17 protein-coding genes and 1 pseudogene are annotated in these 13,715 nt (G+C 40.6%); 11 read left to right on the top strand and 7 right to left on the bottom strand.

Annotation, left to right across the window (positions count from 1 at the left end):
• Position 1: 1 nt before the first annotated feature.
• Complete coding sequence (locus P5G49_RS05500) at positions 2 to 745, top strand: hypothetical protein (RefSeq protein WP_301242479.1); 744 nt, start codon at positions 2 to 4, stop codon at positions 743 to 745.
• A gap of 149 nt (positions 746 to 894) precedes the next feature.
• The gene (locus P5G49_RS05495) at positions 895 to 2,070 is read left to right on the top strand and encodes a pyridoxal phosphate-dependent aminotransferase (RefSeq protein ID WP_301242478.1); all 1,176 of its coding nucleotides are present in this window, start codon (positions 895 to 897) and stop codon (positions 2,068 to 2,070) included.
• A gap of 118 nt (positions 2,071 to 2,188) precedes the next feature.
• Here the strand turns inward: P5G49_RS05495 and P5G49_RS05490 are convergent, their stop codons facing one another.
• From P5G49_RS05490 to P5G49_RS05475, 4 genes are all read right to left on the bottom strand, one after another.
• Positions 2,189 to 3,037 carry a GNAT family N-acetyltransferase gene (locus tag P5G49_RS05490; protein WP_301242477.1) on the bottom strand — a complete coding sequence of 283 codons (849 nt, stop codon included), beginning with the start codon at positions 3,035 to 3,037 and terminating at the stop codon, positions 2,189 to 2,191.
• A 139-nt stretch (positions 3,038 to 3,176) separates the two neighbouring features.
• Positions 3,177 to 3,617, bottom strand: a complete 441-nt coding sequence (locus P5G49_RS05485) for a hypothetical protein (RefSeq protein ID WP_301242476.1) — start codon at positions 3,615 to 3,617, stop codon at positions 3,177 to 3,179.
• Between the two features lie 6 nt (positions 3,618 to 3,623).
• Positions 3,624 to 3,956 (bottom strand): ASCH domain-containing protein, encoded by a 333-nt coding sequence (locus P5G49_RS05480; protein ID WP_301242475.1) that lies wholly within the window; start codon positions 3,954 to 3,956, stop codon positions 3,624 to 3,626.
• A 121-nt stretch (positions 3,957 to 4,077) separates the two neighbouring features.
• Positions 4,078 to 4,830, bottom strand: coding sequence for a FixH family protein (locus P5G49_RS05475; RefSeq protein WP_301242474.1), 753 nt, complete (start codon positions 4,828 to 4,830; stop codon positions 4,078 to 4,080).
• Between the two features lie 154 nt (positions 4,831 to 4,984).
• On the opposite strand from P5G49_RS05475, the gene P5G49_RS05470 reads away from it, so the two are divergent.
• From P5G49_RS05470 to P5G49_RS05435, 8 genes and pseudogenes are all read left to right on the top strand, one after another.
• Positions 4,985 to 5,662: a response regulator transcription factor gene (locus P5G49_RS05470; RefSeq protein WP_301242473.1), complete on the top strand. Its 678-nt coding sequence runs from the start codon at positions 4,985 to 4,987 to the stop codon at positions 5,660 to 5,662.
• On the top strand, positions 5,662 to 7,071 hold the full coding sequence (locus P5G49_RS05465; RefSeq protein ID WP_301242472.1) for a sensor histidine kinase: 1,410 nt from the start codon (positions 5,662 to 5,664) through the stop codon (positions 7,069 to 7,071). The genes P5G49_RS05470 and P5G49_RS05465 overlap by 1 nt, the downstream gene beginning before the upstream one ends.
• Complete coding sequence (locus P5G49_RS05460) at positions 7,058 to 7,627, top strand: SCO family protein (protein WP_301242471.1); 570 nt, start codon at positions 7,058 to 7,060, stop codon at positions 7,625 to 7,627. The genes P5G49_RS05465 and P5G49_RS05460 overlap by 14 nt, the downstream gene beginning before the upstream one ends.
• 76 nt (positions 7,628 to 7,703) lie before the next feature.
• Positions 7,704 to 8,015, top strand: a complete 312-nt coding sequence (locus P5G49_RS05455) for a hypothetical protein (protein ID WP_301242470.1) — start codon at positions 7,704 to 7,706, stop codon at positions 8,013 to 8,015.
• Positions 8,016 to 8,094: 79 nt separating this feature from the next.
• On the top strand, positions 8,095 to 8,415 hold the full coding sequence (locus P5G49_RS05450; protein ID WP_301242469.1) for a YflT domain-containing protein: 321 nt from the start codon (positions 8,095 to 8,097) through the stop codon (positions 8,413 to 8,415).
• 107 nt (positions 8,416 to 8,522) lie between these two features.
• The gene (locus tag P5G49_RS05445; protein ID WP_301242468.1) at positions 8,523 to 8,897 is read left to right on the top strand and encodes a hypothetical protein; all 375 of its coding nucleotides are present in this window, start codon (positions 8,523 to 8,525) and stop codon (positions 8,895 to 8,897) included.
• Positions 8,898 to 9,055: 158 nt separating this feature from the next.
• Entirely contained in the window at positions 9,056 to 9,394 is a 339-nt protein-coding gene (locus tag P5G49_RS05440; RefSeq protein ID WP_301242467.1) for a hypothetical protein, read from the top strand.
• A pseudogene (locus P5G49_RS05435) lies at positions 9,394 to 9,654 on the top strand (transposase); the annotation flags it as partial. The gene P5G49_RS05440 and the pseudogene P5G49_RS05435, both read left to right, overlap by 1 nt.
• Before the next feature lie 315 nt (positions 9,655 to 9,969).
• Here the strand turns inward: P5G49_RS05435 and rlmN are convergent.
• A complete protein-coding gene (gene rlmN, locus P5G49_RS05430) occupies positions 9,970 to 11,040 on the bottom strand; it encodes a dual-specificity RNA methyltransferase RlmN (RefSeq protein WP_301242466.1) in 1,071 nt (356 codons plus the stop codon).
• A 408-nt stretch (positions 11,041 to 11,448) separates the two neighbouring features.
• On the opposite strand from rlmN, the gene P5G49_RS05425 reads away from it, so the two are divergent.
• Entirely contained in the window at positions 11,449 to 12,243 is a 795-nt protein-coding gene (locus tag P5G49_RS05425; RefSeq protein ID WP_301242465.1) for a histidinol-phosphatase HisJ family protein, read from the top strand.
• A gap of 39 nt (positions 12,244 to 12,282) precedes the next feature.
• On the opposite strand, the gene P5G49_RS05420 is transcribed toward P5G49_RS05425, so the two are convergent.
• Positions 12,283 to 12,864: a YdcF family protein gene (locus tag P5G49_RS05420; protein ID WP_301242464.1), complete on the bottom strand. Its 582-nt coding sequence runs from the start codon at positions 12,862 to 12,864 to the stop codon at positions 12,283 to 12,285.
• 24 nt (positions 12,865 to 12,888) lie between these two features.
• Entirely contained in the window at positions 12,889 to 13,695 is an 807-nt protein-coding gene (locus tag P5G49_RS05415; protein ID WP_301242463.1) for a DODA-type extradiol aromatic ring-opening family dioxygenase, read from the bottom strand.
• Between the last annotated feature and the right edge of the window lie 20 nt (positions 13,696 to 13,715).

Below are 13,715 nucleotides of genomic sequence, written 5' to 3'. Positions count from 1 at the left end.
TTTGCCTTCCACACAATCCACTTGGTACGTTCGCTTGGGCTGTCTTGGACCAATCATAGGGACCATAGCACTTGTTTATTTTATTAAAAGGGATGACATCCTTCCCGGTTTTATTTTCTTCGCAATCTTTTTTGGATTCGCGGTCCTTTTCCTTACTTTAGCAACAAATACTGAGAAAAAATTAAAAGCAAAGCAACTCGAACATCTTCAAACGTATAAACCAAAAAATCCAAGATTTGAAGAATCACATGCATTTGTTTCTGATGACCTCCTTTCAAAAATTGCAATTGATGAAGAAAACAAGAGAATCCACTTTTGGGAACCTGCATTACTTGCGGATGGTAAACGTGTAACAAAAGCATATTTAAAAATGCCTTATGAGATACTGGATTACTCATACGACCAATTATTAGCTATCGAAACATATGAAAATGGAATACGAAAAAAAGTAATCTTAAACGAGGCCGAGGGGACAACTGATCGACTCGAAGCGATCGGACAATCAGTAGATCCGGTTATTGATGAAAGAGTATCACTTGCGAGAAAAGCGATTCTCCGTAAAATCGTCACGATTGAAATGAAAATCATAGTGGATGACAAAGATAATCCATTCCATATTATTCGTTTTTATTCTAATCTTGATAAACGGCTTAAAAGAGAGTCTCCGGAATATATAGAAGTCTATCGCAAAATGGATCATTGGATTACACTTTTAACATTTATTTTAGACCAAAATCGAAAATAGTAATGCATTCATGTTGCCGCCTTTTTTTATCTAAGGCGGCTTTTTCTAATTCACCTAAAATCATGTTGAGTTCGCCCCAGCGCATATAGTAGAATGATAGCAACTGGTAGTCTGATGAATCTAAAAAATATGAAAACGGGGTCGTTCACATGATTTCTAATCGGTTAAGAAACATGCCTCCCCACTTTTTCTCCGGATTGGTAAAAAAAGTGGAGGCTGCGAAGCAATCTGGTATGGACATTATCAATCTTGGAAGAGGAAATCCCGATCAACCGACGCCTGACCACATTATTAAAGCATTACAGCAAGCAGCGGAACGCCCGGAAAATCATGGATATTCCCCTTTTAACGGGATACCCGAACTACGAAAGGCGGTTGCAGAATTTTATTATCGTGAATACGGAGTGCATATTGACCCTGACACCGAGGTCGCCGTTTTAGGCGGTTCAAAGATTGGACTTGTAGAAATTCCTCTTGCGATGATGGATGAAGGCGATCTTCTTTTACTGCCGGATCCAGGATACCCTGATTATCTGTCCGGTGTAAGTCTTGCAAATATAGAATACGAAACGATGCCGCTCGTCAAGGAGAATGAGTACATGCCCGATTTCTCTTCGATTTCAGATGAGGCTAAGCAAAAAGCAAAAGTCATGTATTTAAACTATCCAAACAACCCGACAAGTGCCGTCGCAACTATTCCTTTTTTTGAAGAAGCGATTTTCTTTGCAAGGGAGAATGGAATATTTATAGTGCATGATATGGCCTATGGAGGGATTGGCTTTGATGGAGTTAAGCCGATTAGCTTCCTTCAAGCTGAAGGTTCAAAGGATATCGGGATTGAAATGTATACGTTGTCGAAAACGTATAATATGGCCGGATGGAGAGTCGCCTTTGCAGTAGGAAATGCAAAAATGATTGAAGCAATCAGTCGATTGCAAAGCCAGCTGTTCATCGGCATGTTCCCTGGGATCCAACACGCTGCAATCGCCGCTTTAAGTGCAGATCAATCATGTGTAAGCGAACTGACAGCTCTTTATGAAAGTCGTCGAAATGTATTGATTAGGGAATGCCAGCGTATCGGCTGGGACGTGGAAGCACCAAAAGCCTCCTTCTTCGCTTGGTTACCAGTTCCTGAAGGCTATACGAGCGAATCATTTGCGGATATCCTTCTTCAACAAGCCGGTGTGGTCGTTGCAGCGGGCAATGGCTTTGGTAAACATGGAGAGGGGTATGTGCGTGTTGGATTACTAGAGAGTGAAGAGCGGATTGCTGAGGCGGTCCGAAGAATTGAGAAGTTGGGGATATTTTCAGTGGTTGAATCTTAACATGCAATGAGGCCGCCATCGATGGCGGCCTTTTTAGATGCTTAAGGGAGTAATTGAGCGCGGGACGCACTTTCTTGAGCGACATAGCTGAGCATCTCGAACGATTGAACGATGCCCCTTATTTCACAAATCCAATATGAATCGATTCCGCAATATGCTTATATCCAATCTCCATATAGATTTTATTCGAAGTGGAATTCATCATATCCGTATAAAGCACACAGAAATCATACTCCTTTAAAAGCTCCTTAGAACCGTATGCAACCATCGTGCGTGCATAGCCCTTCCTTCTCTCTTCTTTCGGTGTAAAGACCAATGAGACCGTCACACCGTTCCTTGTCGGTCTTGATTTCTTCATCATGGATACAATTTTCCCATCATCTTCCCACAAAAATACCTCCTGCGCGTCAATGAACTGTGAAACTCTCTCTTTCACAACTCCAATAGGAGTCCCTTCCAAATTCGCATCCTCTTCAAATAACGAAAACCAGTTTACGATCAATGAATGATCGTCCATCGTCGCATACCGCCAACTTCCTGAGCTCATCTCAATTGTTTCATCAACTTTATCCAATCGATACAGACCTTGATCCATCATTAACTTTTGCCCTTCCCCCGTATATGCCACCCATTTGTCCGCAAACAACTCAGCCCATTTTTTCAAGCTAATAACTGATTTGACAGGAACCGAGTTGCCGTTAAGTTCCCGAATGATGAAATCAATCACTACTTCAATCCTACTTTCATCCACAATAACAAGATTCAGTGGATGCGGCGGTGTCATTTGTAGAATTGCAAGCACCCTATCCTCATCCATAACTACAGCCATGAAAGGATCCTCATATTTCCCAGCCTTAATTGCCTGCAATATACCGTAAAACAAACTAAAGACATCCTCTTGTTTTTCAACAATCGGTTCTGCAACCGTGGCAAATTGTTCCGGCTTCTCAAATCGAATAAACTGCATTCCCCATCCCCCATTTCTTTCCTCAGAATTATACAGATGAATAATAGAATTGTCATCATTGTCTTAAAACAGTTTCAGTCAATATAAAAAGGACATGCCTCATCGCATATCCTTTACTCTATGTAGATCACTCTTCATTTCACCATAACATCGGCTTTTGAACCATTAACCACAGCATGACAAGCATTAATCCAATATATATCCAAGAAGTCCTGTTCAGAACTGTCAGGATTTCCCCTTTATCACTCTCAGGAAGATAATATCTTCTAAGCACCTTCGTAAACCCGGTTGATAGAAACACGCCTGATAACAACAGGACGGCAAGTGTTGCAATCACCCATGATGTATACCACGGCCATGGTCCGATCAAGATGAGTAGCACTCCTGAAATGACCAACGCATGTCCGGCGTGCATGACGATTCTAATAATGACATGAATGACCGATAAAAAAGCGCTTTCGGATGAAACGTCAACGTTCCGCAGCCTTTTAATCGAAGGCATTAAAAGAAATAACGGTCCGATGGAAAGGACTGCGGAAACAACGTGGACAAAAACGATTGTCCCGTACATGTACTTCATAACATCTTATTCTGTAACTGGGCTGAATTCGTGAACCCACACGGTCATTTTGGGAATCCAAGGCATTTTTGGGTGTAATGCAAGGATGGACTGTTTGTATTCGTCCATATTGGCATATCCTTCCTGAGCCGCATGCTCATCAGTCATCTCACCAAGTGTTTGTTGGTAAAGTTTATCAATTTTGAATTCCTTCCCATTCAAAACCATGATTTCATCTGGATAAGCATAAACACCATTTCGTCTCGTCGCCATTTTTTTTCCATCCAAAACTTTTGCGACGTCTTCTGGAATTGTGACGAGTCTCTCTATCGAACATGTTTTTTCTGGTAATTCATTCATAGTGTATCGCTCCTCTACTTAATCTACTTCCATCATAGCGATTTTAGCCCTTTTATTCCAATCTAAATCGCCAAATTGCTACATACGAAAGAATTCTACATCTTTTAGTCACACTTTCACATCAATGAACTTCAAAAGTGAACTCTTCATGCTCATGTAAGCCATCGTCATTTTTAACATGAATCTTGACTGTATATGTTCCAGCATCATTAAATGTATTAGAAACCGTGTATTCACCAGGTTTTAATTCATCCGTATCAATCCATAAATGCTTTTCACCGAGACTATCACCCCATATTTCATAACGCACGTTTGCATTTTCAAGCGGTTGTCCGTCAATTTGCACATGCGTCATCAATTCAGTGTGAACTCCGACTTCCGCATGCTCTGGCTTCACGAAATGAAGAGAAAAACCTTCTGTATGGCCATGTTCATGACCGTGCTCCGCATGTTCATCATCATGTCCTTCAGTATTGGGACCTTTTCCAATTGTCACTTCTTTTACTGGCATCGTATGCAAACGCTTAGCATCGACATGCACTTGTATATGATAAAGCCCATCCTTATCGAAGGAAGTTTCTGCAGTATACAGGCCATTCTTTTCATTTACCGAATCAATCATAACAGAGTCATCTTTTTTCCCATCTTCCCACACTTCATAAACGACTTTATCTGCATCTTCAACTTTTTCATCCCCATATGTAACGAGGGCCTCCATTTTTACCGTTTCGCCGATTTCAGCATGTTCAGTTACGGAAAGATCTACAATTAGTGGTAGTACTTCCATAGAAGATCCATCATCTACATCTTTTCCACAGGCCGATAAAACGATTAACCCGAAAATCATAATAAGTGCACTAAACTTCTTCTTCATTATCCGTGCCTCCATTTTTATTACTTAACGTTTCAGAACTTGTTCAGTATGATAGTATCAGTTAATTAAGAAGTAATTATGAAGTACTTCTTCATAAGTATTTCACAACAATATTCTAATCTAAAGTTTAAAACATTCGAAGTGAGGTTTTTCGATGAAACCCTATACAATTTTAATAATTGACGATGAGCCGCAGATGAGAAAGTTGATACGGACGTTTCTTGCCCGTGATGGATATTCTGTTGAGGAAGCGACGGATGGGATGAATGCGTTGTCTAAGATAAATATAAAGCAGCCCCATCTATGCATTGTCGATGTGATGATGCCCTATATGGACGGCTTCGAATTCGCAAGAGAATTGAAAGAATTTTCCAATATTCCCCTTATTTTTTTATCTGCAAAAGGAGAGGAATGGGATAAAATTGAAGGTCTAAAACTTGGAGGTGATGATTATATCGTTAAACCTTTCATGCCGGGTGAATTATTGGCAAGGGTTGAGTCCGTCCTAAGACGATCTTATAAAAATAACCCCGTCAGGCATTCATTGGTCATCGGTCCCCTTGTCATCGATCCAGAGGCCCATACTGTAACTTTGGATAATAAGCAGCTTCCCCTGACACTTAAAGAATTCGGCATCCTTGAGACCTTGGCTAAGAATAAAGGACGTGTCTATACCCGTGAACAGCTTTTGGCATTGGTATGGGGGGATAACCATCATAGTACAGATAGGACTGTAGATACCCATATCAAAACACTGAGACTAAAGATGGGCGATGCCGGAAGCATGATTGAAACCGTATGGGGTATTGGCTATAAGTTCGAGGTAAAGTAATGAAAAATTTAAATTTAAATAAAAAAATATTCGTCGTTTTCCTTTCGAGTATTGCATTTACCATTCTTTTTTCGTTTTTCTTTATTCATTTCCTTTATTCCCGGCTCTATATTTCAAGTATCGAGGAATCGATTGTCTATCAAGGGAAGCGGACCGCCTCCCACTATCATTATGGTGAACTGAGTGACGAAATCATCGAGAAAATACAATGGTATAATGTCGTCTCCGAGTATGAAATTATCGTTGTCGATGAGTTAGAGGAACTTACAACGTACTTCCCTTATCGCATCGATTATGAAAACCTTGTTGATTTTTCCGATCGGGATAAGTTAGAAAAAGGTGGTTATCTACTTAAGAAGGGATTTGTAGAAGAGCTCAACCGCGAAATCATAGGAGCGATTTTCCCTATAAAAGGAGAAACGGGTTTAATAGGATTCATATACATTTATGTCCCATTAGCTGCGATTCAAGATGTATTTCGTGAGAGCATTCCCCTTATGGTAATAGTAGGTACATTATTCTTTTTCTTCCTATTCCTTATCATCAATAAAACCTTATATTCATTGTTCAATCCACTACATGAATTGCAAAGAATGTCTGCTGAAGTGTCGAAAGGCAACTACAGCAGTCGAGTCGAAACAGATCGGAAGGATGAAATTGGGCAACTGACGAATGCCTTCAATTCAATGAGTCTGTCGCTTGAGGAGCAGGAAAAGAGGAAAAAGGAATTCACCTCCAATATCGTTCATGAGCTTCGTACACCTTTGACCTATATTGGCGGTTACACTCATGCTTTAAAGGCAAAAATCTATTCTTCACCCGAGGAAGCTGAAAGCTATTTAACTACAATTGAAAAAGAAACTGTCCGGCTAAACAAACTTATTAATGATCTCGTCGAATTAAATCATCTACAGGAGAACCTGTACGTTTTAGTTAATGAACCGATTGCGATCGCCCAAATCATATTGGATACGGTTGATTTATTCAAAATCTTAATCACAGAAAAAGGACTACAGCTTCAGATGGACATCGAAGAGAATATTATCATCACTGGAGACCCGCAAAGAATTCAGCAAGTCTTCTATAATATTATCGACAATGCCATTAAATATTCCTTGGCTAAAGGGGTCTTGAAAATCTCATTGAAACAAACTGGTGAGAACATTGAATTTCAAGTCGATAACGAAGGAATCCACATACCGAAGGAAGATATCAGTCGTATTGGTGAGCGTTTTTTCAGAACCGACAAAGCGAGGAACCGAACAACGGGGGGAACTGGTCTTGGGCTTTCGATCGTTAAAGAAATTATCCGCCTTCATGGCGGCACATTTTCCATACAAAGCGATCCGAAGACAGGAACTTCTGTTAAAATCCGTTTGAAAGCGGGGATGAACAATGAGATTGGTTAACTTAGGCGTTGTCCTTGCGGTGCTGCTTCTTCTGTCAGCATGCAGCTATTCAAAACAACAGACAGGAAGAGAAGTCACCCCTTTTTCATTTACTGACCAGAACGGTAATTCTTTTGGCACGGATCAGTTAGACGGAAAAGTTTGGATTGCTAATTTCATATTCATACACTGCACCACTGTATGTCCACAGATGACAAGCGAAATGGCTAAACTACAAAAAATATTCAATGAGAAAAACCTTGACGTCGAGTTTGTTTCGTTTACGGTCGATCCCGATACCGATTCGCCCGGGGTTCTGAAAGACTATATAAGCCAATTTACTGAGGATGAATCGAATTGGCATCTACTGACGGGGTATTCTCAAGAGAAAATCGAGAAAATAGCGTTGGAGCAATTTCAGACAATCGTTCAAAAACCAAAGACCTCACGTCAAGTCATTCACGGAACTAACTTTTATATCATTAACCGGGACGGACAAATTATGAACGAATTCAATTATGTTGAGGAGGACTTCGTTGATCAGGTTTTGGATCAGGTGGATAGACTTTCAAAATGATGATGCCGAAATGATTGGCGTCATATAATAAAACTGATACCATATGAGCAAATCGAATTTTTCAGGAGGAATGCACGTGAGTGAATCAATACATGCATCTATCGCTTCCCTACCATACTTCACGGTAGAGCGGTCCATCGATTGGTTTCAACAAAAGCATCAGCAATCATCGAACACCCTTTTGTTATTTGAAGGGTCGATCAAAACCAAGGAACACACTTTTTCTCTTGAACATGTTCATGATGTTTCCTATCGTGCTTTCTCAAACGGAACTGGATTGTTTTACCTCCATACAAACAGAGGGGTTTTCACATTCGAGGTAAAAACCGATCCAAATGAGTTCATCCATTCGTACCGCAAATTAAAAGGCGATTACTATGCGTTTTAGATTACTTCCTATTGCATTTGTTTAAAAATGTCCGGTCAGAGGTATATAAAAACAAATACAATTGGGAGGGATTTTTATTATGGTTATTAAAAAAATCGTAGAAAATGCGGTGCAAGCTAAAAAAGAGATTGAGGATTTAACAAGTCAAGGATACACACATGATGACATTTATATTTTTGCACATGATAAAAAAAGAACAGAAAACATCACCGAAGCACTTGATACGGAAAAGGTTGGTATGAAGGAGCAAGGATTCCTTGATAGCATGAAAAACATGTTCACGTCACGCGGTGACGAACTTCGCAGCAAAATGGAAGCTGCCGGCCTAACCGCTGAAGATGCAGCGGATGCCGAGCGCGAGCTTGACCACGGAAAACTTGTCTTGATTGCTAAAAAATAATAAAGTCAACAGAGGAGGCTGTTCCATTAGGAGTTCTTTTCCGATGGAGCAGCTTTTCTTCTTTCCCATTTTCCGTTATGATATGTACTGAAAGCGGGTGCATTTTGATGGATAAAAAGTTATGGAAAATAGGATTCTTCACGGGTTTGACTTCATTCTGTTTATTAATATTAGGGATTCGGACGATTTTAGGGACGGAACTGGTTCTTAAAAACTACTTTACATTTGGTATATTTAGCTTAACCGTAGGAGTTCTTGCGGCATCGTTACTATTCTATAGGCTTAAAATTGCCTTCCGGATTTTTATGGCAGCCCTTACTTTAGGATTTGCAGAGTTTTTCAGAAGTTTTCTCATGGATACAAATGGTTTTGGCGATTTGATTGGCGTTCTTTCCCTTTTCATTATCACTACATTCGGTTTTGGAATTGCTGTGATTGTCCAATTCATCATAATCGCCATTCGAAAAACAAAAAACAAATAAGCTTTTCCAAAAGTAGAGACTGGAATGATTCTCTACTTTTTTTATTCTCCTTGTTATTATTTAATTTTATTGAATATACATAACAAAAACGCATGCCCTTTATTAGCATGCGTTTCAGATTGTTGATAAACACATGAATTTTAGTGTTTGCCTACAGTATGTTTTCTTTTAAAATAGAGATAAAGCTAAAAAAGTTGATTTCCGCTGCGAGCGGACGCTTTCCGCGGGCACGGCTTCAGCCGCTTCCCTCGCTGCGCTCAGTCCAGGGTCTTCAGCTCGCGCTGTTCCCGCAGGAGTCGCCGCTCTCCGCTCCAATCAACGGTGCTTCCTATCAAATGAATGAGGTGATGGATATGATGACTAAGAATCAAATCAATGAACGAGACCAGTTGGTAATACTGACCATAGAGCAGTTGGTTCCTCAAGACCATCTGGTACGCAAACTGGATGCGGCAATTGATTTTTCCTTTACCTCTCCATTAGTTGAAGACCAATGATTCTACGTCATATCTGGGAAGATTATTTAGAAGTAGCTGAATATTTACGTCACAATCATGAAATTTAAGAAATATATGGAAACCGCAAAGAGTCATTTGAACGTGTCTTTGCCGATGTAAAAGAAAAGCATGGCATGCGATGGACAACCCTAAGGGGACTTGAAAAATTGTCCATGCAGGCGATGCTAACTTTTGCTGCATTAAATCTTCCGAAGCGCGCCAGCTGGACATGGAGGACGCCGGCTGTAAAAATCACTTGAATCTTCAGGGATATTTAGTTGATTGGAGTGCAGGGCGGCGACTCCTGGGGGATCAGCGAAGCGCGAAGACCCCGCAGGAAAAGCCGTTACGAAGAAAGGCTTTTGCGACCAAAAGCGAAGCGTTGGGAGCACATCCGAGGAGGCTGAGGGCAAGCCCCCCGGAAAGCGTCCGCCCGGAACGGAAATCAACGTCGTGTCAGTCTAACGTTTTTGAGCCAAATGCGTAAAATAAAACAAAAGGGATGGAAATCAATTCGATTTCCATCCCTTTTGTCTACAGTCTGAAACGCTGCTTTTTATGAGCATGCGTTTTTGTTAATTTGCTTTGACTTTATCCTTCTTAATTTGCTTACTACGCAATTGACCGCAAGCTGCGTCGATGTCTGTTCCGTGTTCCAGACGGACACCGCAGTTGATACCGCGTTTTTTCAATGTTTCGTAAAACGCTTTGATCGCTTCTGGCTTGCTTCGTTGATACTGCCCGTGTTCATCTACCGGATTATAAGGGATTAAGTTTACATATGACAAATGGCGTTTATTATGAAGCAGTTTCGCCAATTGTTCTGCCTCCGCCACATGATCATTTACATCATCCAATAGGATGTACTCGAACGTAATCCGACGGTTCTTCGCTTCCAAATAGTAATCAATCGCATCCATCAATTTCTCAATCGGGAAAGCTTTATTGATCTTCATAATTTGGCTCCGTAAATCATTGTTTGGTGCGTGTAATGATACAGCCAAATTGATTTGAATATTTTCTTCCGCGAATTCACGGATCTTCGGTGTTAACCCACTTGTAGAAACGGTGATATGGCGTGCACCAATTGACAATCCATTTTGGTCGTTGACGACACGAAGGAAGTTCATCAAGTTCGTGTAATTATCAAACGGTTCACCAATTCCCATTACAACGATATGGCTAACACGTTCACCGCCGCCCAGATTATCAAGATGTTCTTGCACTTTCATAATTTGGCCAACAATTTCGCCTGCTTCCAAATCACGATTTTTGCGCAATAGACCACTTGCACAGAAACTACAGCCGATATTACATCCAACTTGCGTCGTTACACATACGGACTGTCCGTATGGGAATTTCATCAGAACGGTTTCGATTAGGTTCCCGTCTTGCATTTTGAAAAGGAACTTGATTGTCCCGTCATCCGAAACTTGTTTCACTGACTCCTCAAGAGTCTGTATTGCAAAATTCTCATCCAATAATTGAAGGCATTCTTTATTTATATTTTTCATGTCTGCAAAGTTGGCGACACGCTTTTTATAAAGCCAGTCCCATACTTGAGCAGCACGGAATTTCTTTTGTCCATTTTCCACTAAAAAAGCTGTCAGCTGTTCCAATGTTAATCCGTAAATTGATTTTTTCATGTCAATTCCTCACCTCTAAGCTTGGCATTCCGTCATTATACCATAAAAATGATAAAAACGGAAGAAAAAAGCTGCACTTCTGAAATTGCAGCTTTTTTCTTATTTTGGTTCTTTCACATGTTTTTTATCCTGCTTAATTTTCATAATTAAAACGAAGACATTCAATAAAGATAAAAAAGTGAACATGATTGCTATTCCGGTCTGGCCTTTCGAAAAACGGTCGATTGCAAAATACCCTAAAAAATGATCAACGCAATATCGATATATTTTGGAGTGGTCATTAATATGCCTGCCTTCCCTACCCTTTATAGTTGACATAAGTATACCAGTTTTTCAGCTTGAATTGCTATCCTATTTCACCCTCCACAATGATATGATAAAATCACAACTTTGTTTGGAGGAATTAATATGTTTGATTACCATATGCATAGTTCATTTTCAAAGGATTGCTTTGTCGAAATGGAGGAAATGGTGCGGGGAGCCATAGCAAAAGGCCTTACGGAAATCTGTTTTACGGAGCATATCGATTATGATTATCCGGATGAAGCAATTGAATTTGATTTTGATAAACAAAAATACACTCATCGAATTGAGGAACTCAGGCAGCTATACGATGGACAAATCCGTATTCGTAAAGGCGTGGAAATCGGCGTTCAGCCACATATATTAGGGCGGTATGATGAAATGTTGAAGAAAGAACCCTTCGACTTCATTATCTGCTCGATGCATACTGTGGAGAGGAAGGGCTTGCATTACGGCGATATTTTCAAAGGGAAAACTGTAGAAGAGGCTTCCCTCAGTTATTATAATGAATTGCTGTATTGTGTGAAAAACTTCGATAACTATTCAATTTTGGGTCATATCGATTTGATAAAGCGCTATGCACCTGAAACTCTCCAAAACGACTTCCATGATATATTGCAGGCAATCTTCAAACATATCATCCCAGCAGGAAAAGGTATTGAGTTAAATACATCTGGAGTACGTTATGGATTGCCTAATGGATTGCCAAGTGACGATATTCTTAAGCTTTATAAGCAATGTGGAGGAGAAGTTATTACATTAGGGTCAGACGCCCATAAATCAGGTGATATCGCTTTTCAATTCGCGGAGTCACTCGAGCTATTAAAGTCGATAGGATTTTCATACATCACAACATTTAACAACCGGGAACCCGTATTTCATTCAATTGATAGTCTATGAATAAAAGCTGTTCTCCAAATTAATGGAGATACAGCTTTTTCATTTACCTACGATACAAGTCTTAATGATTGCAAGCCTCTCACGAATAGTATGTTTGACTTTCACGGAGGCGGGTGTTTTTGCTCCGAGGGCATCCGTCTCAAGACCGAGGGTATCAGCAAGCATCCGGGCACGCGCCAAATGAAAATCGCTAGTGATGATTGTTAAAGAATTAATTTCTTCTGGTAATAGACTTTTTGAAAATAGGAGATTTTCATATGTTGACGTTGACTTAGACTCAATCAGTAACCGATCTTCACTGATTCCGTGCTCCGTCAAATATCGCCTCATTGCTTCCGCTTCTGCAATATCTTCATCAGGCCCCTGTCCTCCCGACAAAATGAACCGGACATCAGGGTGGCCTTCGGCATATGATAAAGCTTTTTCCAAGCGATAGTGCAAAGTAAGTGAAGGCGTCTCCCCATTTACTTTTGCGCCAAGAATAATGGCATATTCGTTGGTTCCGTTGGCTACGGGTTCTTGTCCATCCGCAATCCACTTTCCAGTCAAAAACCATAGTGATAGTCCAAATAACACAAGTACAATCCCTATCGCTATCCCCATCTTCTTCGATTTTTTCACAACATCACCCGCTTCAGATAGATGCTACTCAATAGCAGCACAGATTAACCCAAAATAAGTCGGTGCTTCATAGGACAAGAATTTCACTTTCCTCTCATTCGCTGGAATTGCACCAGCCAATACAAGAGACTGCCAAATACCATCGGGTTTTGCCGCTTCGATATAATCGGCATCAAAATCAGCCATTTTCTCAAGCTCATTCTGTTTAATCAATTCCACCACTTCTGCATCAAGCTTTTCCGCAGCGGGGTCAAATCCATAAGGTCCCGTTTCATCATGTGTATGTGACCAATCACAACTTGCGATAAGCCCTACCCGTTTTGTACCCGCCTGAACTGTTTCACTCAACACGTTTCCAAAGGCAACATGCATTTCAAATGAAAGTTCCCTTGAAGGGTTAATGACAACAATCGGTACCTTTGGCATAAATCGAAGGGGCACGATTACTCCCCAATCAAGAGGCAAGCATGAAATCGGACCAGCCGCTGTACCATAGTTCACGGCACCGGCAGGTATGCCTGCTTTTGTTGCTGCTTCCGCTATACTTCTTGCAAGCTCCCTATCGACCAACCGCTCCATCGTAAATTCAGCATCATTCTCTTTGAGCGACCCTTCCATTCTTTCCGAATCCGTAATCGCAAACTGACCATTTATACGAGTGCCATGCGGCGTTAATACGATGATCACATCCGGCTTCGCATTCTCCATTTCCCTTCCTAATTCTGTTAAACTTTCACGAGTTTTTGACATTCGAGCGGGAAAACTTCCCTGAAGTTCAGGTATAATTTCTCCGCCATGCGGAGCGATGCATGCAAAAACGAATCGATTCAAAATTCACACTCTCCCTAAAT

Origin of the sequence: Sporosarcina highlanderae, assembly GCF_030433715.1 — a bacterium.
Classification (GTDB): Bacteria; Bacillota; Bacilli; order Bacillales_A; family Planococcaceae; genus Sporosarcina; species Sporosarcina highlanderae.
This window is presented reverse-complemented; position numbering and strand designations above follow the sequence as displayed.